Consider the following 19,269-nt stretch of genomic DNA (forward strand, 5'->3'; position numbering starts at 1 on the left):
ACACGATTTCATAAAAAAAGCGCGGCTCAGCTGCGACGTCCGCTGGCCGAATCTCTGCTGCAGATACCAAAATAACCCCCGCTTGTAAACGCGGGGGTTGCTGCGTTGTTCGATTAGCCGGTCAGATCAAGCTGCCTCCGGCTTGGGAAATGACTTTCTTCGCCTGTTCGTAAGCTTCCGCCGGAACGTGCGCCGACAGGCTGAACAGCGCCTCGGGCGCGGTACCAAGCTCCGCGCCGGCTTCCATCCGAGTGCCGCTCAATAAGCTGTCGGCCAACTCGCTCATATTCGCTTCTGGAGCAGCGGCTGCGGAGCCAAAGTCAGGGCCATGAATCGCCCGCTCCATGCGGAACCGGTCGGCGCGCAGCGATGCCAGCTTGCGGATCGCTTCCTCGGCCTGCTCCTGATGCTCGAAGGAGGCGTGCATAGGCTGCATGTTCACAGCCGTCACTCTCCTTCATAAGCTGCGGCGCGGCGATCGGCCTCGGCAGCCCTTCGCTGCGCCTCGCGGTCGTTCTCGTCCGCAAGCTCGCTTGAGAACTCGACGTCTTCCGCTTTGGCTGTCGGCAATTGCCCGCTCTGCTGATCTTGCTGCTGATCGCCCAAACTACTCATGGTCGCAACACTACCTCCTCAGTTATGGCACCGCTAGTGGCGGAACGCCGTTAATTGGCGTAGTTTGCACCGAGGAAGCAAAGACTATTCGTGTATCACTGATTTCGGCTTATGTTAAAGCTCTGTTCGGTTAATGACAGATGTACCAACGAATAAGTGCCGATGTAGTCGATCCATTCGACTACTTGCGGATGTGGTGACGTGGTATGCGTTGAGATGGTCGATCTAATCTACTTCTTTCATGTGTTCAGCAGTGTTGCCGGGAATGTAGTCGGTCTAATCTACCTCTTACGCGCACTCTGCAGAGTTTCCAATCAAGAAGTCGATTTGATCGACTTTCTTGTGGAAATACCATTTAATTGAAAAAAGCTGTCCCTCATGGGACAGCCTTCATTGCTGGCGAGCTTGATTGCTTAGTCGCCCAATATAGCCTTCTTCATCCGTTCAAACAGCGTCTGGTGCTGCTCGTTCGTCGACTCGCCGCTCTTCGCGGCGAAGTCGCGCAGCAGCTCCTTCTGCTCTTCGGTCAGCTGCGTCGGGGTGACGATCGTCACCTTGACATGCTGGTCGCCTTGACCGTAGCCGCGAAGCTTCGGCACGCCTTTGCCCTTCAGGCGGAAGTACGTGCCGGTCTGCGTTCCCGGAGGGATCTTGAGCTTCACCTTCTCGGTCAGCGTCGGGATCTCAATCTCGTCGCCGAGCGCCGCCTGCGTGAACGTCAGCGGCACTTCGCAGTAGATGTCGTCGCCTTCGCGCTCGAAGAAGTCATGGGACTTCACGCGCAGCACGAGGTACAAGTCTCCCGGCGGTCCGCCGCGAACCCCGCCTTCACCTTCGCCGCTGATGCGAAGCTGCGAGCCGTCGTCGACGCCGGCCGGAATCTTGACGTGAATCTTCCGGTTGCGCTTCACTTGGCCGCTGCCGCCGCAGCTGCCGCAGCGCTCGCGAATGATCTTGCCGCGGCCGCCGCACGCCGAGCAGGCGCGGCGGTTGACGATCCGGCCGAACGGCGTGTTCTGCGCCACTTCCTGTTGGCCGGAGCCGTGGCAGACGGAGCAAGTTTCGATTTTCGACCCGGGCTTGGCGCCGTTGCCGTGGCATGTATCGCACGTCTCCGTGCGGGGAATGGTGATGTCCGTCTCTTTGCCGAACACCGCTTCCTTGAATTCGATCGTCATCGTGTATTGCAGGTCGTTGCCGCGCTGGGGAGCGTTCGGGTCTCGCCGGCCTCCGCCGCCTCCGAAGAACATGTCGAAGATGTCTCCGAAGCCGCCGAAGTCGCCTTGTCCCGCGCCGCCGCCGCCGAAGCCCGCCATCGGATCCTCGTGTCCGTACTGGTCATAACGCGCGCGCTTCTGGTCGTCGCTCAAGGTGTCGTATGCTTCTTTGACTTCCTTGAATTTCTGTTCGGCGTCCGGCTCTTTGTTGACGTCCGGATGGTATTTGCGCGCCAAGTTGCGATACGACTTCTTGATCTCGTCTGCGGAGGCGTTCTTGCCTAGTCCCAGCACTTCGTAATAGTCTCTTTTGTCGGCCACTTCTCCACCTCCATGAGGAAAGTCAAAGCCGTTCCGGTTGCCTGTTTGCGCCGCACTCAGCTGTTCATGAATCCGTCTCTCTGACGGTTTGCATTTCCCTCCGGCCGCTGTAGATCAACCCGTTGCTTTGATTAGATTATGCGCGGTGGCAACGGGTCGATCTAAGGCGGACGTAAACTCCTCCGGGAAATACAAACCTAACTGGACGGGCTGAACAGCTCAGGCGGCGCGAACTACGGCAAAGGGAGAGCTTTGACTCTCGATTCGTCTGATTCGCTTCGCTTATTTCTTGTCTTCGTCAACGACTTCGTAGTCGGCGTCGACGACGTTATCTTGCTTCGGAGCCGCTCCTGCGCCGGATGCGTCTTGAGCGCCTTCTGCGCCTTGGGCTTGCGAAGCTTGCTCATAGAGCTTGACGGACAGCTGCTGCACGATCTCGGTCAGCTCGTCGGCCGCGGTCTTGATCTCCTCGAGATTCTCGCCTTCAAGCGCCTTCTTGACCTTCTCCTTCGCCGCTTCGGCTTTGGAGATCTCGTCTGCGCTCACTTTGTCTCCGAGATCCTTGATCGTCTTCTCGACGGTGTAGACTAGCTGGTCAGCCGAGTTCTTCGTCTCGATCAGCTCGCGGCGCTTCGCATCCTCTTCGGCATGCAGCTCGGCTTCCTTCTGCATCTTCTCGATCTCTTCCTTGCTGAGGCCGCTGGAAGAGGTAATCGTAATCTTCTGGCTCTTGCCCGTGCCCTTATCGAGAGCGGAGACGTTCACGATGCCGTTGGCGTCAAGATCAAAGGTCACTTCGATCTGCGGTACGCCGCGCGGCGCTGGCGGAATGTCGCTCAGGATGAAGCGGCCAAGCGTCTTGTTGTCTCGGGCCATGGCGCGTTCGCCTTGCAGCACGTGGATCTCTACCTGAGTCTGGTTGTCGGCGAACGTGGAGAATACTTGCGACTTGCTCGTCGGGATCGTCGTATTGCGCTCGATCATCTTCGTCATGACGCCGCCAGCCGTCTCGATGCCGAGCGACAGCGGCGTGACGTCGAGCAGAACCACGTCTTTGACTTCGCCCGTCAGGACGCCGGCTTGAACCGCAGCGCCAAGCGCAACGACTTCGTCCGGGTTAACACCCTTGTGCGGCTCTTGGCCAGTCAAGCGCTTAATCGCTTCTTGAACGGCCGGAATACGAGTGGAACCGCCGACGAGAACAACCTTGTCGATCTGGGAAGCGGAGAGCCCCGCATCCGCCAACGCTTGGCGCGTCGGAGCCATCGTGCGCTCAACGAGCGGAGCGGTCAGCTCGTCGAACTTCGCGCGGGTCAGCGTCAGCTCCAAGTGTTGAGGCACGCCGTCAACCATCGTAATGAACGGCAGCGAGATCGTCGAGGAGACGACGCCGGACAGCTCCTTCTTCGCCTTCTCCGCTGCATCCTTCAAACGTTGTACAGCCGCTTTGTCCTTCAGCAGGTCGACGCCATGCTCCTTCTTGAACTCGCTGGACAGCCAATCCATGATCGCCTGGTCGAAGTCGTCGCCGCCAAGGTGGTTATCGCCGCTCGTCGCTTTGACTTCGAAGAAGCCGCCGCCGAGCTCAAGGATCGAGACGTCGAACGTGCCGCCGCCAAGGTCGAATACGAGAATCGTTTGATCTTCCTGCTTCTCCAGGCCGTACGCCAGAGCGGCTGCCGTCGGCTCGTTAACGATCCGCAGAACTTCCAGTCCGGCGATGGCGCCCGCATCCTTGGTCGCTTGACGCTGGCTGTCGTTGAAGTATGCCGGAACGGTGATAACGGCTTGCGTCACCGGCTGGCCGAGATAAGCTTCCGCGTCCGCTTTGAGCTTCTGCAGAATCATCGCAGAGATCTCCTGCGGCGTATATTCCTTGTCGTCGATCTTCACTTTATGGTTGGTGCCCATGTGACGCTTGATCGAGATGATCGTGCGGTCCGGGTTCGTGATCGCTTGGCGCTTCGCGGTCTCGCCGATCGTGCGCTCCCCGTCCTTCTTGAAGCCGACGACCGAAGGGGTCGTGCGATTGCCCTCTGGATTAGGGATAACGACGGCTTCGCCGCCCTCCATCACGGCCACGCAAGAGTTGGTCGTGCCAAGGTCGATACCAATGACTTTACTCATAATGAATAGCTCCTCCTCGCATCTTATACGCAATCAAATGTTAAGTATTGCGGCCGGCTTAGCCGCTGACTTTGACCATGGCCGGACGAATAACCTTGTCCTTGAGCCAATAGCCCGGCTGCACCACTTCGACGACGATGCCTTCCTCGTATTCGTCGGACTCCACCTGCATAATGGCTTGGTGCACTTCCGGATCGAACGGCTGGCCGACCGGTTCCATCGCCTTGAGCCCCTCGGCTTCCAGCACTTGCGTCAGCTGGCGGTAGATCATGTCGACGCCCTTCTGGAACGACTGGCCGTCCGCCTGCTCGCTGCTCGTCTGAAGGGCCCGGCCGAAGTTGTCGACGACCGGCAGCAGCTGTGTGATCAGCTTCATGGAAGCGTACTGCGCCAGCTCTTCCTTCTCTTTGAGCGTTCGGCGACGGAAGTTGTCGAAGTCCGCCTGCGCCCGCAAGTAGCGATTATTGTATTCTTCCGCCTGCTGCCGCAGTTCGGCCATTCTCGGATCCTCCGATTCAGTTGCTTCCGCAGCTTCCTCGGAAACCGTCTCCGCTGCAGCCGAATCGGCCGCATTGGCCTCTTCGGCCTGTGCGTCGGCGTTCGCCGCGGCTTCGGCTTCGCGTTGCTCTTCTGTCATTGTCTCCTGCTCCTTCGTCTCTTGACTGCTCACGCAGGGATCGCCTCCTTACCGTACCACTTGGATACAAGGGATATACTCGGGCTGATTATTTGTGCCGCCGGGCCATGAACAGCGCCAAATCTTTGGACAAGTAATCCAACAAGCTGATAACCTTGCCGTAATCCATCCGGGTCGGGCCCAAGATGCCGATCGTGCCAAGCGATTGGCCTTCATAAGAATAATTGGCGGTAATCAAGCTGCATTGATTAATGGCTTCAAGCGCATTCTCCGTGCCGATCCGAACCTGAATGCCGTCGGGAACTGCCTGGAACAGCTGCATGAGCTTCGGCGTCTCCTCCAGCATATCCAGGATGTTCTTAACTTTGTCCACATCCTTGAACTCTGGCTGCGTCATGATGTTCGTGGCGCCGCTTAGGAAGATTCGAGGCTCTTGATCGTCGGCCAGCGTCGATTCGAGCATCTGAAGAATGTGCTCGCAGCTGTCAACGATGCGGCTCAGTTCCTTGCCCACTTCAGCATGCAGCACCGACTTCACCTTCACGAAGGCTACGCCGGCCAGCTTATCGTTGAGCAAATTCACGATCTTCTGGATGTCGTTCATGCCGACGCCTTCCGGAAGCGTAACCGTCTTATGCTCGACATGGCCTGTGCTCGTCACGATGATCGCGACGGCGGAAGTCTCATTAATCGGAACCAGCTGAAAGTGCTTCAGGGTCGTGTTGAACGTCTCCGGTCCAAGCACGATGGAAGTGTAGTTCGTCAATTGCGACAGGATCGTCGCCGTGTGGCTGACGACTTCCTCCCACATGTTCATCTTCTCGGCCAGGAAGCCGCGGATCTTCCGCACGTCCTGCTCCCCGATTCCGCCGACACGGATCAGATGATCCACGTAATATCGATAGCCTTTAATAGAAGGGATTCGACCGGCGGACGTATGCGGCTGCTCCAGCAAACCCAGCTCTTCCAGGTCGGCCATCTCATTGCGAATCGTGGCCGGACTGAACGCGACATCGCCGCGCTTGGATATGCTCCGCGAACCGACCGGCTCGGCAGAGCGGATATAATCGTCGACGATCGCCGTTAATATCATGCGTTGACGCTCGCTCAGCATAATCCGCGTCTCCCCCTTCCGCATCGTTAGCACTCAGTTTGATCGAGTGCTAATCGCTACTACAAAAATACCAAACCGTTCCGGTCGTTGTCAAGAACGATCGAATCGATTTGGCAGCCTTGAATCAGTCCAATATTCTAACGACGGCGATCTCATCGCAGCGGTCCTTCTTCGAGCAGTGGATGCAGTCCGTCCATACCTTCTCGGGGAAAATCTCCTTCTCGACGACGGTGAAGCCGTTCTTGACGAAGAAGTCTACGGCGTAGGTCAAAGCCATGATTTTCGGAACTTGCTGCGCCCTTGCCTCTTCGATCAAAGCGCTCACGATCATCGTCCCGAGCCCCTTGCCCTTGTAGCCGTCCGCCATCCCTAGCGACCGGATCTCGACAAGATCGGCTCCGAGCCGGAACAGGGATCCGCAGCCGATCAGCTTCTCCGCCTCCTCAGCGACGAAGAAAGAATCGATATGGCGGCGGAGCGCCTCCTTCGACCTTGGAAGCATGATGCCCTGTGCGGCGTAATTCTGAATCAGCCCATGCAGCGCGTCGATGTCCGCGGGCGATGCTTTGCGGCAGCTAATGGTCGTTTGCACGCGAATCCCTTCTTTCTATCCGGCCTTACGCATTTGGAATTGATGTGAATAAATATACAACAGAACGAATGATTTCTCAATAGGATTTTAGGCGTGCTCTGCCAACTTCTTATCATCGGAGCGATTGAAAAGGCAGTTCGCAACCCGGCAGCGGCCGATGCCGTCTATATATTACCAATGGCCCCTGATGTGGTCGAAGAGAACGGCCAGTATCGGCTGGACAACATCAGTACGGGACCTTAAGGGGCATGCCGCGGGTCCAAAAGGAAAACCGGCCTTCCACGTTCGCGTGGAGGGCCGGTTCTGTTTGAGGGTTGTTGGCTGTGGCGCGTCGGTTCTGTGGCAAGCCGGCTTCGAGCTATTCTCTGCTTACAGGAACGCGCCGAATACTTCGTTGCCGAGCGGGATGCCGCGCTCGGTCAACCGATAGCCGGCGTCCTCGTCCGAGACGCCGAAGCGCTCCAGCAGCCCTTGCTCCTGCAGCTTCGCCAGCACCGGGCCGAACACATCGCTCAGGCTTGCGCCGCCGAACTGCCGGCTGAAGTCGGCTTCGCGAACGCCTTCGAGCAGGCGCAGCCCGACCATCATGAAGTCCTCCATCGCTTCGCGGACAGTAACCTCATGTGTATCCTTGCGCGGCAGCCCTGCGTCTGCGTTCGCCGCATCAATGTAGGCCTGCACGCCCTTGATGTTCATGTGGCGCTGGCCGAGGGCATAGCCGTGCGCGCCCGCACCGAGGCCGTAATACGGCTCATTGTGCCAATACGTCGTATTGTGCCGGCTGCCAAAGCCCGGCTTCGCGAAGTTGCTGATCTCGTACTGCCGGTAGCCCGCCCCCCCGAGCCGTTCGCGCAGATGCTCGAACATCGCGACCTCCACTTCTTCTTCGGGCAGCGGCAGCTCGCCGCGCTCGTACAGCCGGTGGAACAGCGTATTCTCCTCCACCTTGAGGCTGTACAGCGAGTAGTGAGGCAAATCCAGCTCGAGCGCCCGCGTCACGCTGTCCGCGAGCTGCTGCAGCGTCTGGCGCGGCAGGCCGAACATCAGGTCGATCGACAGATTCGTGAACCCTGCCGTTCGCGCGTTCTCGATGCTGCGGACAACGTCGTCCGCCTCGTGGATGCGGCCGATCGCGGCGAGCAGCTCGTTGTCGAACGACTGGGCGCCGAAGCTGATCCGGTTGACGCCGCCTTCGCGCATCGCCGCCAGCTTGGCCGGATCCGTCGTGCCGGGATTCGCCTCCATCGTGAATTCCGCGTCCGCCGCCACCGGGAAGTGGCGTGCGACGGAAGCAAGGAACCGCGTCATCTGCGGCGGCGTCAGCACGGTCGGCGTGCCGCCGCCGACGAACACCTTGCGGATCGTCTCGGGCGGCAGCTCGCGGACCGTCCGCTCCATCTCCCGCTCCAGCGCATCCAGATAAGCGTCCACCGGCTGCCCTTCGACGATGTAGGAATTAAAGTCGCAGTAGAAGCACTTATTGGTGCAGAACGGAATGTGAATATACAGCGCCCGCGGCGTCCAGCTGTGCAGAGGCGCGCTTGGCGCATCGCCCTGACGCTGCGCCTGCGCTTGAACCTCATTAACGTTGAGGGCCATCCATATCCCCTCCTCTCATCGTATAGAATTGAAATGAACCGGTCTCCCGGTTCATTCGCCTAAGCCTCTATTATCATCCATCCGTTATTCGTCGATCTTCAGCACGGCCATGAACGCTTCCTGCGGCACCTCGACGCTGCCGACCTGCTTCATCCGCTTCTTGCCTTCCTTCTGCTTCTCGAGCAGCTTGCGCTTCCGCGAGATGTCGCCGCCGTAGCACTTGGCGAGGACGTTCTTGCGCATCGCCTTGATCGTCTCGCGCGAGATGATCTTCTGGCCGACGGCCGCTTGGATCGGCACTTCGAACATCTGGCGAGGGATGAGATCCTTGAGCTTCTCGCAGATGATCCGTCCGCGGTGGTAAGCGCGGTCCCGGTGCACGATGAACGACAGGGCGTCGACCTGTTCGCCGTTGAGCAGAATGTCCATTTTGACCAGATTGGACTGCCGGTAACCGGACAGCTCGTAGTCGAACGAAGCGTAGCCCTTCGTGCTCGACTTGAGCTGGTCGAAGAAGTCATAGACGATCTCCGCGAGCGGAATCTCGTACTTCAGCGTCACCCGGTTCGTATCGAGGTACTGCATGTCGATGAACTCACCGCGCTTGCCCTGGCACAGCTCCATGATCGGGCCGACGTAATCCTTCGGCACGATGATCGACGCCTTGACGTACGGCTCCTCGACGAAGTCCAGCTTGCCGACGTCCGGGTATTCCGACGGGTTCGAGATATCGATCTGCTCGCCGCTCGTCAGCGTCACCTTGTAAATAACGCTCGGCGCGGTCGTAATCAGCGGAATGTTGAACTCTCGCTCGATCCGCTCCTGTATGATCTCCATGTGAAGCATGCCGAGGAAGCCGCACCGGAAGCCGAAGCCAAGCGCTTGCGACGTCTCCGGCTCGAAGCGCAGCGAAGCGTCGTTAAGCTCCAGCTTCTCGAGCGCGTCGCGCAGGTCGTTGTAGTCCGACGATTCGATCGGGTACAGTCCGCAGAACACCATCGGGTTGATCCGCTTGTAGCCGGGCAGCGCTTCCGCTGTCGGGTTCTTGGCGTTCGTGACCGTATCGCCCACGCGCGTGTCCTTGACGTTCTTGATCGACGCGGTGACGAAGCCGACGTCGCCCGGTCCGAGCTCGTCGACGATGGTCGCGCGCGGCTTGAACGTGCCGACTTCGACCACATCGAACGTCGCGCCCGTCGCCATGAACTTGATCGGCGTGCCGGCGCGGATCGTGCCGTCGATGACGCGGATGTAGCAGACGACGCCTTTGTAAGCATCATAGTGCGAGTCGAAAATAAGCGCCTTGAGCGGCGCGTTAATGTCGCCTTGCGGTGCTGGAACCTTCTGAACGACCTGTTCCAGAATCTCCTTAATGCCGACCCCGTTCTTCGCCGAAGCGAGCACGGCGTCGCTGGCGTCGAGGCCGATGACGTCCTCGACTTCCTGCTTCACCCGTTCGGGCTCGGCGCTCGGCAGGTCGATCTTGTTGATGACCGGCAGAATCTCAAGGTTATTATCAAGCGCGAGATAAACGTTCGCCAGCGTCTGCGCCTCGATGCCTTGGGCGGCGTCGACGATCAGCAGCGCGCCTTCGCAGGCGGCCAAGCTGCGCGACACTTCGTACGTGAAGTCGACGTGTCCCGGCGTGTCGATCAAGTGCAGCGTATACGTCTCGCCGTCGTCGGCTTTGTACTGAAGCCGAACGGCCTGCAGCTTGATCGTAATGCCGCGCTCGCGCTCGAGGTCCATCGAGTCGAGAATCTGATCCTGCATCTCGCGGGACGTCAGCGTCCCCGTATATTCCAGAATGCGGTCGGCCAACGTCGACTTCCCGTGGTCGATATGCGCGATAATACAAAAATTGCGAATATGGCTCTGCTTGCGTTGATTGTCTGCCATGCGTAACCTCCACCGAATCCACCATCATGCGGCTATCTAATCTATTATAGCAATGGATAGCCGGCGCATCAATCGGCAGGATTCGCCTAGGCGGTTCATCGCTCCGGCGGCTTCTCGATCTTCAGCCCTTCGACGTGCCGCTTGCCCATCAGCTTGCGCTTCTTCCGGTCTTCAACCGATTCGAACACGATGTCCATGTCGTAATCGTCCGGATATAGCTGCTTGCTCTCGATGGCGAGCTTCACGCGCTTGCGGTTCATGCGGACCTTCTCCCCGGGAATCTGAACGATCAGCTCTCCGCGATCGTCCGGCAGCCGGTAGACGACGCCGCGCGAATGCAGGCTCGGGATCCAGACGACATCGCCGATTGCGAGCGGCTTAGCGGGTTGGGATGCGTCTGCGTTCGCTTCGGTTGCATCTGCGCCTTCGGCGCCAGATTGGACCCTAACCCCATCGGGGATAACTTGTGCAGCCTCTTCAATTTCATCTGCAGTTATAGGACTGCTCCCCCGATTAAGCTGCAAGCTCTCGGCGATGGCCTTCGCCCGGTCGACGATCTCCTCAGGGATGCCGAGCCTGCGGGCGATGACGAACGCGTAGCTGTTGCCGGCTTCCCCCATGTCCAGCCGGTAGAGCGGCCGAAGCGTCTCTTCGTCGAACGCCATCCTCGCGTTGCGGAAGCCCGGCGTCCGCCGTGCGTACTCCTTGATCTCGTTAAAGTGAGTCGTCGCCAGAACGACGGCGCCTCTGCGATGCAGCTCCTCCAGCACGGCGATCGACAGCCCGATGCCTTCGCCCGGATCGGTACCTGTCGCCAGCTCATCGAGCAGGATAAGAGCGCCTCTCCCCGCGATGGAGAGAATGCCGATCACGTTGCGCAAATGCGAAGAGAACGTACTAAGCGAACGGTCGAGGCTCTGATCGTCGCCGATATCGGCTTCCACAGCGCCGAACACCGACAGCCGGCTGCCTTCCTCCGCCGGCACCAGCAGCCCCGACTGCGCCATCAGCGTCAGCAAGCCGACGGTCTTAATCGCTACCGTCTTGCCGCCCGTATTGGGCCCGGTAATGAGCAGCGTCCGGTAATCGCCGCCGATCTCGACATGGAGCGGAACCGCTTGCCCGCTCAGGAACGGATGCCGCGCGCCGCGCAGCTCGATCACGCCGTCCTCGCCGACCTCCACTTCTCGGCCGTCTATCGCCAGGGCCCACTTCGCCTTAGCGAGCAGCAGATCATAATAGCCGACGGCCTCCAAGTTAACCGACAGCTCGCGCGAATAGTTCTCCGCCTCTTCCGTCAGCCGGGCGAGGATCTGCATCTCCTCGCGGCTCTCCTCCGAGCGCAGCTCCGACAGCTCGGACTGCAGCGCAGCCGCTTCCGCCGGCTCGACGAACACCGTCTGCCCGCTGGCGGATTCGTCCAGCACGGCGCCTGGTATTCGCTTGCGGTTCTCCTTCTTGACCGGTAGCACGAATCGGCCGCCGCGCTGGCTGACGAGCCGCTCCTGCAGGCAGTCCGCGTGCTTCGCCAGCAGATCGTCCAGCCGTCTCTTCAGCTTCTCTTCCGCTCCGCGAATAAGCCTGCGCAGCTTGCCTAGCTCCGGGCTTGCGCTGTCCAGAACCATGCCCCGGTCGACACAGCTCTCGATGGAAGACAGCAGCCCGCTAAGGTCGTACATCGAGCTCGCGTAAGCGGCCACTGCTGAAGCTTCTCCTCCCTTGCTGCGCATGAACTTGCCGAGCTGGCCGCAACTGCGCGCGAATTGCGCCAACTGCCCCAATTGCCGTTCGGACATAATATAGCCGGTGCCGAGCAGCGCCATCACTTCCTCCATGCCTTCAAGCGAAGGCAACGGAGGCTGAGCGCCGCGGGCGATCAGCCGGCGGGTCTCCTCCGTCTCTCGAAGCTTCAAGGCGATCGTCCGGCGGTCGGACAAGGGCTTAAGCCCGCTCACGAGCTTCCTCCCAAGATACGTCTGAGCGTAAGTCAGCAGCGTGTCGATCACGCGCGGGTATTCGAGTTTGTGCAGAGATGAATCTCTCATGGGATCTCCTCCATTAAGGGGCTAAATTTGGAAATACAAAAAGCCGCGGCAGCGCCAATCGGCGAAGCTCGCGGCCAGTCGGACGCCGTGCGGAAGACGAAACGCGCTATTTCAAGCCCATCGGCTAATGGCCAAAATATGCGCAAAGAAGCCGTGCCCGAATGAGCACGGCTAAAGTCTCCGAACAACGCCTAGAGGCGCAGCGGTCTTTACCGGTTTTTCACTGGCAATCAGTCGCCGAACGGAGATGGACTTAAACAAACCGTCAGAACCGGTTTATCAGCGTCCTATCCAATCCGGCCTATCCAATTGATCAGTTCAGAACCAAGACCAACATACAAATTTTCCCCTTAAAATGTAATTGCCACCTATTCTAAGCTAATCGATAACGCAAGTCAATGGCCGGCCGTCACTGCGTCGTCTTGTCGAACAGATGGACAACGAATTGAATGCCGCCTCTCGAGACAGACTGCAGCGCCTCCGCCGCGGTATTCGCCAGCCGGTCGATCGCGGGCGTGTGGTCGAGTCTAGGCATCGGCACTTCATCCGCATCCATCGAGATGCCCTCCGGCTCGTCGGCGTATCGTCCGCCCGCGTACTCATCGTCTTCCGAGCCCGCACTCGCGTTCACATTCATATCTTCAGCCCCATCCGTATCCTCGCCCAAATGGATGGGGTCATGAACGCCTGCGATGGACGGATCCATCGGCCCGTATACCGACGAGATGCCGCTCGACGACAGTTCCATGCCGAACAGGACGGCAAAGACGATCGCTCCGCATACGATCAACAGCTTCATTAGATCCCGGCTCATGATTCATTCGCCTCCTTCGCTTCGTCCGCCGCTTGGGCGTCCACCTTCTCCGCATCCTGCTGATTCCAATACAGCTCGGCAATCACTTGGGCCAACACATCTGCCGTTCGATAGCATTCCGCCAGCGTATTATCGACGCCGCCGATCTCGATCAAGACGCTGTCCGGCGACACCGATTGGTTGTACTCGCCGTTCCCTTCCGCTGTCGTCTTGCTCCAGATGCCGTTGGATAATCCGGGGTAATCCTCCTCCAGCGCTTGATGAATCGAATTGGCGAACGCTTCGTTCTTCTCCCAGTCGGGATTCTTCTGGCCAATGATGAAGTACACCTTGGCATAATCGGCGCCGTTGATCGTCGCGGTCGTCTGCTTCCGGTGCAGCGAATCGCGATGGATATCGAAGAAGAACGTGAGATCCTTGTTGTCGGCTATCGCTTCCTTGACGGTCTGCATGGAATATTTGTAGGAATTGTTCCAGTTGTAGTTCTTCACCGTCGTCATATAATCCGTGTTCGAATGGACAGCCCCAACGCCGAGACGCTCCAGTTGATCGGCGAGCCGCCGGCCGACGAGCGTGACATTAACTTGGCTCGATTCCGGAAGCTTGGTCCCTTCCTTCAACTCCGGGAACCAAGACTCCCGATTGTGAGAATGATAGATGAACACGACGTTCCTCTCGGGCGTCGACGGCAATGGAGATTCTTGCGGCGGCGATGACGGAGAGGCCGAAGATTCCGGCTGCCCTGAAGGCGAAGCGTCCGGAGCGCTCATGTCCGATCCGCCGCTGCCGCCCGAAGTATTCACAGGGTTCCGCGGGATCCCGTCGTTCGAGCCGTCCGGCTCGCGGTCCACCGGTGCGTTCGTCCCGCCTCCCGAACCGGGACGGAGCAAGACGGCGCTGTCGCGGCCGATGCCCGGCATGCCCAGCTCCAGCAGGCTCTTCGGATCGTCCGGGTTCATATCCGTGAGGAAGCGAACGAGGAACGCCGCCATTCGCCCGGCAGAGAAAGGGGAATCTACTACTTGCTTATCCATATGAGGCAATTCCATACCTAACAGAGAGGAGAAAAAAGCGGAAGATACCGAAGCGGCGAAGCCCTTCATCGATTGAACCGGCGAGGCGGACAGCTTCGTCTGCAGCGCGCCTCCGGCGCCGAGTGCGAGCAAGAGCGCCATCGTGCAGAGGCTTAGCGTCAAGAAGGCCTGACCGGTAACGAGGTAGCGTCTTAAGCCGGAGCCTCTCCTCCGGCCATGTGGGGCGATGAATCGCAGCATAGTCGTTCCTCCCATGATCGTTGGTGCCTAAGGCCAAAGCCAACTCTCTCGAAAGTAGCATTTTGTAGAGAGTATATGAGAGGAACGGAAATGATAGAACGGGAGCTTGAATTAGAGGTTCATAGAGTTGGAAAAACAGGCGCACGATCGTGCGCCTGTTACGGCCTCCATTCCGGTATGACCCAGCTTCGGATACTCCATGCCCGCTCTTCTCCTTCGCGCATCGGCGCATTCATTCAGTTATTTCTTCATGAATGGCCAATACCTCCCGGCAGGCGGCAATAACACGAACTCCCTCCGCGTGAACGCTGGGAGGGAGATGTTCGGTCAGTGCGTATAGGCGGCCACGTTGTCCGTATCCACCGCCTCATGAAGCGCTGCGTTAAGCCCGCTGGCGACGACGTTCGCGATATCCTCGATGAACTTGTCGATCTCCTTCGGCGTGACCAGCAGATTGTGCCCGAGCGGCTCCAGTACTTCCTTCACGAGGCCAAGGCGCTCGTTCTCCGCCATCGAACCGAAGACGCCGAACAGCGGATCAGTGTTCGCCGTATGCTTCTTCATATGGTCGAACATCATATCCATCGTGTTGTTCACGATTGTTGAAGCGTAGAGCACCGTCGGAACGCCGATCGCGATGCAGGGAACGCCGAGAATGTCCTGCGTAAGACCTTTGCGCTTGTTGCCGATGCCCGAGCCGGGGTGGATGCCCGTATCCGCAATCTGGATCGTCGTATTCACCCGCTCCAGCGAACGGGCCGCCAGCGCGTCCACGGCGATCACCAGGTCCGGCTTCGCCTGCGACACGATGCCCTGGACGATATCGCTCGACTCGATGCCCGTCGTTCCGAGCACGCCCGGCGCGACGGCGGAGACAGGCCGATAGCCGGGACTAACCTGATCAGGCATCAATTCGAAATATTGCCTCGTCACCATCATGTTCTCGACCACGATCGGCCCGAGAGCGTCCGGCGTCACGTTCCAGTTGCCGAGGCCGACGACGAGAATGCTGGCGGACGGGCCAACGCCAAGACGCTTAAGGAACGCTTCGAATTCCCTTGCGAACGTTGTCGCCACCCGATCCTGCAGGTCCGTGTCGCCTCGGCGCAGCTCCGGCACATCCAGCGTCACGTAATGCCCCTGCATTTTGCCGATCGCTTGCGCTCCTTCCGGCGACTGTATGTGCATCCGGGTCACGGTAATGCCGCCTTCCTTGTCCATCTCCTGCCATACCCCGGGAATTGGACTGTCCGCCGGGCCTGCCATTTCTCTGGCTTCTAAGGCCAGGTCGGTGCGAGTGCCGTAAACGCTTAAATCGAGCTCTTGCTCCGTCACTATTGCTGCTCCCCTTTCACACGAACGGGATGGCGCGAGCCTGCCTCCGCCGGCAGATTGCCTCCCGGCTGGCGAAGCTGAAATGGCTTGCGTTTTGCCCCCCTCCATGATAGAATGTTACAAGTTATCTAGAGAAATTCTTGTTGCTTTGCAGGAGGTGAAATCAATGCCGAACATTAAATCCGCCATTAAGCGCGTGAAGACAAACGACGCTCGCCGTCTGCGCAACGCTTCCCAGAAGTCCGCTCTTCGCACGGCTGTCAAGCAAGCCGATCAAGCCGTTATCGGTACGGACGTGAACGCTGCTAAAGAAGCGCTGCAGCTGGCTCAGAAGAAATTGGATAAAGCGGTAACCAAAGGCCTCATTCACAAAAACGCGGCTTCCCGCAAGAAGTCCCGTCTGGCTAAGAAGCTGAACGCTTTGTCCGCTCAAGCGTAAGCTTGGAGCGACAACGATATAAAATTTAGAAGCCCGCCTAATTGGCGAGGCTTCTTTGTTTTGTTGCAGACAGCTTCTGCCACTAATTTGGCCTTGATCGGGAGCTGGGCAAGACTTTTAAGTCAGAGACAAGATCGGATGATCGAAGCTTGATACGTGTCCAACCACCTAATCGGCGGCGAGGTGTCCCGAACAGCTTCAGGCGCCGCCCTCCGAGCCGGTTCGCAACAGGAACAGCTCCAGGCCGAGCGTCTTCTCCACTCGTCCCGTCTTCATCTCGTAATCCAGCTCCGCCAGCCGGGCCAGCACCGCTGCCAGCCGCTCAAAGCTGAAGCGCTTCGCCTGCTCTGCCGTAATCTTGGCCGCATACGGATGCAAGCCGAGCTGGCTTGCCATCTGCTGCGGCGTATACCCCTGCTTGTCCAGTTCCTTCACGAACAGCATGTTGCGGAACTGGCGCACCAGCAGCGCCGTCAGCTTAATCGGCTCCTCGCGCTGCTTCAGCAGATCGTAGTACAGCGCGAGGGCGTTCTCGGTACGCAGCGCTGCGATCTCTTCCGTCAGCTTAAATACGCTTTGCTCGGTGCTGGCAGGCACGAGCGACGCCACGGCCTCTGCTGTCACGGTTCCTTCCGTTCCCGCATGCAAGCACAGCTTGTCGATCTCCGCCGCCAGCGTGCTCATCTCGCTGCCGACCCGCTTCAGCAGCTCCTCCGCGGCGCCAGGCTCGATCCGCCGGCCCTGCTTCTCGGCTCTGCGCGCGAGCCATTGAATAATCTCCTCCGCCGGCATCGGCGAGAAAGCAATAACGGCATCCTTGTCCTTCGCATACTTCACCAGCTTCTTCCGCTCGTCCAGCTTCTCATGCTGAACGAGGAATACGAGCACGCTGCTGTCCAGCGGCTCGCTCATATAGTTCATGAGCCGCTCGGGGCGGTGCTCCAGCTTCGACGAGTCGCGCCCGGCGGCGAACAGAACGCTGTCGCGCACGAGAATAAGCTTGCTGGGGACGAGGAACGGCATCGTCTCCGCCTCATCGACGATCTCGTCAATTGTCTGTTCATTCGTAGCGAAGCGAACGATCGCCATCTCCCGATGCTCCGGTTCCACTAATGCCGTTGCCAGACGTTCAATAAATTCATTCATGAAGAAAGCTTCCGTACCATAACAAATATAGAAAGGCTTAACCTTGCCGTCCTGTACGTCCCGCAGCGCTTTGCGATATTCCATCAAGAGCCCCCGTTCCCTCCGGGTTGTCCGAAGTTCAATACTCTCAGTCTAGCAAAAAAAGCCGAACGCGACAAAGGGATCACGACCCCCTATCGGTCGTGATCCCTTTGTCGTTTGGACATCTATGTCAACGTCCGCCGGCCCGGCCCATGGCACCGTGCGCGAACGAGCGCGACCTTCGTCCATTGTTCCCGCGCCGGGACGAAGCGATTCGTATCCCTACACTATACGCTAGTGTCCGCTGAAACGTGCCAATGTCTTGCCAGCATTACGGGCGATCTTCGCTCTCGGGCGAATCTGCCTCCGGCTGCTCTTGGCTGGAAGCCGCCGTCCATTCGAGACGAACCGCCTCTCCTGACGCGTCTGTCCTCGTGTAGTGAAGAACGCCGGTATCGTCGTCCCAGACGATATCGCCAATCGTGCTGTCCGGATGCTCCTCCGATTCGAATAGAAGCGAACCGTCCGCGAGTTGGTACACCTTCAGCCGGTTCTCCTCGATTACGGCTTCGTACTTCCCGTCTGGAGAAGCCCAGACAACTGGAGGAGCAATCGCAAAGCCGCTGCTCATCGGAACTTGGAGCGTTGCCGCTGGTTCTTCCGAGGGTTCAACCCCCGGCTCATCCTCCGGAGCAGGCGTGCCGCCGCTGTCCACGGCTCCGAACGAAGTCATTGGCGCATTGCCTTCGTTCGGCTCTTCGGCAAACCCGCGAGTATCGGCCGATTCCTGAAGCGGCGTCGAGTCAGGCTCGCTGATTCCCGGCTCGGGCTCATTCGGCTCGCTGAAGAACGACGGTTCGGATGAAGCCGCGGGCTGACCGGCTTCCATCTTCGGAGAAGCCCCTTCCAAATCCCCATATTGGTCTTCTCCCGATACCGAGAATTGGCGAGCCGTCTGATCGGTCACCGAAGCCGAAGGAGACGAAGAAGCGGCATTGCTGCCTGAGCTGGACACCGAGGCTGCGTTGAAGCTGTTGTTCTGGTCCGATTGCGGCGGCCGCAAGCTCGGCCAGGAGACAATCAGCAGACCGGCTGCAACGCCTGCCGCAATAGCGCCAGCCAGACGCCGGTATACCGACTTGCGGGCGGATCTTGATGTTCTCTGCGCCGGCTGCTCAAGCCGGATAGCTTCTTGCGGAGCGTTGGCTGCGAGCTCTATCATCTCCAGCTGAGGCAGAATCGAGTCCACGATGCTGAAGCTGGGTACGACCCGCGGCAGCTGAGCCAAGTTGTCCGACAGTAAGGTTAAACGCTCGAACATGGCGGCGCAATCCGGGCATGTCTGGATATGTTCCTTCATGCGCGACGTCTCAGCCTTATCCAAGTCGCCGTCAAGCGAGCGCTGCATGAGTTCCATCACCTCTTCGCAATTCATCCCCGGACACCACCTTTCTGAAAGTCATGAAGAAGCGATTGCAATTGCTGCCGGGCTCGGAATAAATAAGACTTGACCGTATTAAGCGGCAAATTGAGTGAATCGGCAATCTCATTGTACGAGAAATCCTGCAAATACCGGAGGACGACGACCGTCCGATGATGTTCGGGCAGCTTGTCGATGGCATCGCGGATCTCTTCCGCATCGTAAGCCGCCAGAACTTCCGCTTCCACGTTGTCCCCCGCATGGAAGACAAACTCGTGCTCCTCGATCGACACGGACGGGCGGTTGCGCCGGAATTTATCGATGCAGATGTTCGTGACGATCCGCTGAACCCACGTTTTGAACAGTGCTTTCTCTTCATAAGTATTGATCTTCGTATATATTCGTATAAGCGCTTCCTGTGAGGCATCCAGCGCATCCTGCTCGTTATTCAGCAAGTAATATGCTGTACGGTAAACCTGTTGTTCGATCTCGCGGAGCAGCTCGACAAGGGCGTCGCGATCGCCTGCTTGCGCCGCTTGGATCAAATCCGGCTTCACCACAGAAGTTACCTCCCTCTTCTGCACCCCCACTGACGAAGGATCTTGTCAAAAGGTTGCAGCAGCCTCTGTTCGGCTCTATAAAATCTTCGCCATT

At 58.7% G+C, this 19,269-nt stretch carries 17 protein-coding genes; 1 reads left to right on the top strand and 16 read right to left on the bottom strand.

The annotated features are described in order from the left end of the window. Window positions 1-121 precede the first annotated feature (121 nt). The 13 genes from H4Q31_RS00245 to gpr all read right to left on the bottom strand — a co-directional run bounded on the left by H4Q31_RS00245 (window position 122) and on the right by gpr (window position 15,520). Window positions 122-442 (bottom strand): hypothetical protein, encoded by a 321-nt coding sequence (locus H4Q31_RS00245; RefSeq protein ID WP_185177065.1) that lies wholly within the window; start codon window positions 440-442, stop codon window positions 122-124. Window positions 443-447: 5 nt separating this feature from the next. After that, window positions 448-615 (bottom strand): YfhD family protein, encoded by a 168-nt coding sequence (locus H4Q31_RS00250; RefSeq protein WP_185177066.1) that lies wholly within the window; start codon window positions 613-615, stop codon window positions 448-450. Window positions 616-1,028: 413 nt separating this feature from the next. Continuing rightward, complete coding sequence (gene dnaJ, locus H4Q31_RS00255) at window positions 1,029-2,153, bottom strand: molecular chaperone DnaJ (protein WP_185177067.1); 1,125 nt, start codon at window positions 2,151-2,153, stop codon at window positions 1,029-1,031. A 282-nt stretch (window positions 2,154-2,435) separates the two neighbouring features. Then, complete coding sequence (gene dnaK / locus H4Q31_RS00260; RefSeq protein ID WP_185177068.1) at window positions 2,436-4,280, bottom strand: molecular chaperone DnaK; 1,845 nt, start codon at window positions 4,278-4,280, stop codon at window positions 2,436-2,438. A gap of 58 nt (window positions 4,281-4,338) precedes the next feature. Then, complete coding sequence (grpE, locus tag H4Q31_RS00265) at window positions 4,339-4,917, bottom strand: nucleotide exchange factor GrpE (RefSeq protein ID WP_185177113.1); 579 nt, start codon at window positions 4,915-4,917, stop codon at window positions 4,339-4,341. Between the two features lie 88 nt (window positions 4,918-5,005). After that, the gene (gene hrcA, locus H4Q31_RS00270; protein WP_185177069.1) at window positions 5,006-6,031 is read right to left on the bottom strand and encodes a heat-inducible transcriptional repressor HrcA; all 1,026 of its coding nucleotides are present in this window, start codon (window positions 6,029-6,031) and stop codon (window positions 5,006-5,008) included. Window positions 6,032-6,155: 124 nt separating this feature from the next. After that, window positions 6,156-6,623 (bottom strand): N-acetyltransferase, encoded by a 468-nt coding sequence (locus H4Q31_RS00275; RefSeq protein ID WP_185177070.1) that lies wholly within the window; start codon window positions 6,621-6,623, stop codon window positions 6,156-6,158. A 369-nt stretch (window positions 6,624-6,992) separates the two neighbouring features. Further along, on the bottom strand, window positions 6,993-8,156 hold the full coding sequence (gene hemW / locus H4Q31_RS00280) for a radical SAM family heme chaperone HemW (protein ID WP_245347465.1): 1,164 nt from the start codon (window positions 8,154-8,156) through the stop codon (window positions 6,993-6,995). A 150-nt stretch (window positions 8,157-8,306) separates the two neighbouring features. Then, window positions 8,307-10,121, bottom strand: coding sequence for a translation elongation factor 4 (gene lepA, locus H4Q31_RS00285; protein WP_185177072.1), 1,815 nt, complete (start codon window positions 10,119-10,121; stop codon window positions 8,307-8,309). 95 nt (window positions 10,122-10,216) lie between these two features. Beyond that, window positions 10,217-12,166, bottom strand: a complete 1,950-nt coding sequence (locus H4Q31_RS00290) for an endonuclease MutS2 (protein WP_185177073.1) — start codon at window positions 12,164-12,166, stop codon at window positions 10,217-10,219. Window positions 12,167-12,575: 409 nt separating this feature from the next. Next, window positions 12,576-12,980, bottom strand: coding sequence for a DUF3679 domain-containing protein (locus H4Q31_RS00295; protein WP_185177074.1), 405 nt, complete (start codon window positions 12,978-12,980; stop codon window positions 12,576-12,578). Then, entirely contained in the window at window positions 12,977-14,254 is a 1,278-nt protein-coding gene (locus H4Q31_RS00300) for a stage II sporulation protein P (protein WP_185177075.1), read from the bottom strand. Before H4Q31_RS00300 ends, H4Q31_RS00295 begins: the two co-directional genes overlap by 4 nt. A 327-nt stretch (window positions 14,255-14,581) precedes the next feature. Then, the gene (gpr, locus tag H4Q31_RS00305) at window positions 14,582-15,520 is read right to left on the bottom strand and encodes a GPR endopeptidase (RefSeq protein ID WP_245347466.1); all 939 of its coding nucleotides are present in this window, start codon (window positions 15,518-15,520) and stop codon (window positions 14,582-14,584) included. Between the two features lie 235 nt (window positions 15,521-15,755). On the opposite strand from gpr, the gene rpsT reads away from it, so the two are divergent. After that, window positions 15,756-16,028, top strand: a complete 273-nt coding sequence (gene rpsT / locus H4Q31_RS00310; RefSeq protein ID WP_185177077.1) for a 30S ribosomal protein S20 — start codon at window positions 15,756-15,758, stop codon at window positions 16,026-16,028. 198 nt (window positions 16,029-16,226) lie between these two features. Here the strand turns inward: rpsT and holA are convergent, their stop codons facing one another. The 3 genes from holA to H4Q31_RS00325 form a co-directional block, all read right to left on the bottom strand. Next, window positions 16,227-17,258: a DNA polymerase III subunit delta gene (holA, locus tag H4Q31_RS00315; protein WP_185177078.1), complete on the bottom strand. Its 1,032-nt coding sequence runs from the start codon at window positions 17,256-17,258 to the stop codon at window positions 16,227-16,229. 268 nt (window positions 17,259-17,526) lie between these two features. Beyond that, on the bottom strand, window positions 17,527-18,630 hold the full coding sequence (locus H4Q31_RS00320) for an anti-sigma factor family protein (protein WP_185177079.1): 1,104 nt from the start codon (window positions 18,628-18,630) through the stop codon (window positions 17,527-17,529). Then, a complete protein-coding gene (locus tag H4Q31_RS00325; RefSeq protein ID WP_185177080.1) occupies window positions 18,627-19,175 on the bottom strand; it encodes an RNA polymerase sigma factor in 549 nt (182 codons plus the stop codon). The genes H4Q31_RS00320 and H4Q31_RS00325 overlap by 4 nt, the downstream gene beginning before the upstream one ends. Window positions 19,176-19,269: the final 94 nt, after the last annotated feature.

This window comes from Cohnella lubricantis, assembly GCF_014212015.1.
Classification (GTDB): domain Bacteria; phylum Bacillota; class Bacilli; order Paenibacillales; family Paenibacillaceae; genus Cohnella; species Cohnella lubricantis.

What these genes read in the sequence shown, in the direction of transcription:
- H4Q31_RS00290 (WP_185177073.1), bottom strand. Translation starts at nt 12,166, where the DNA reads ATGAGAGATTCATCTCTGCACAAACTCGAATACCCGCGCGTGATCGAC.
- hrcA (WP_185177069.1), bottom strand. Translation starts at nt 6,031, where the DNA reads ATGCTGAGCGAGCGTCAACGCATGATATTAACGGCGATCGTCGACGAT.
- holA (WP_185177078.1), bottom strand. Translation starts at nt 17,258, where the DNA reads ATGGAATATCGCAAAGCGCTGCGGGACGTACAGGACGGCAAGGTTAAG.
- rpsT (WP_185177077.1), top strand. Translation starts at nt 15,756, where the DNA reads ATGCCGAACATTAAATCCGCCATTAAGCGCGTGAAGACAAACGACGCT.
- H4Q31_RS00250 (WP_185177066.1), bottom strand. Translation starts at nt 615, where the DNA reads ATGAGTAGTTTGGGCGATCAGCAGCAAGATCAGCAGAGCGGGCAATTG.
- gpr (WP_245347466.1), bottom strand. Translation starts at nt 15,520, where the DNA reads ATGGCAGGCCCGGCGGACAGTCCAATTCCCGGGGTATGGCAGGAGATG.
- H4Q31_RS00295 (WP_185177074.1), bottom strand. Translation starts at nt 12,980, where the DNA reads ATGAGCCGGGATCTAATGAAGCTGTTGATCGTATGCGGAGCGATCGTC.
- grpE (WP_185177113.1), bottom strand. Translation starts at nt 4,917, where the DNA reads ATGACAGAAGAGCAACGCGAAGCCGAAGCCGCGGCGAACGCCGACGCA.
- dnaK (WP_185177068.1), bottom strand. Translation starts at nt 4,280, where the DNA reads ATGAGTAAAGTCATTGGTATCGACCTTGGCACGACCAACTCTTGCGTG.
- H4Q31_RS00300 (WP_185177075.1), bottom strand. Translation starts at nt 14,254, where the DNA reads ATGCTGCGATTCATCGCCCCACATGGCCGGAGGAGAGGCTCCGGCTTA.
- H4Q31_RS00320 (WP_185177079.1), bottom strand. Translation starts at nt 18,630, where the DNA reads ATGAATTGCGAAGAGGTGATGGAACTCATGCAGCGCTCGCTTGACGGC.
- lepA (WP_185177072.1), bottom strand. Translation starts at nt 10,121, where the DNA reads ATGGCAGACAATCAACGCAAGCAGAGCCATATTCGCAATTTTTGTATT.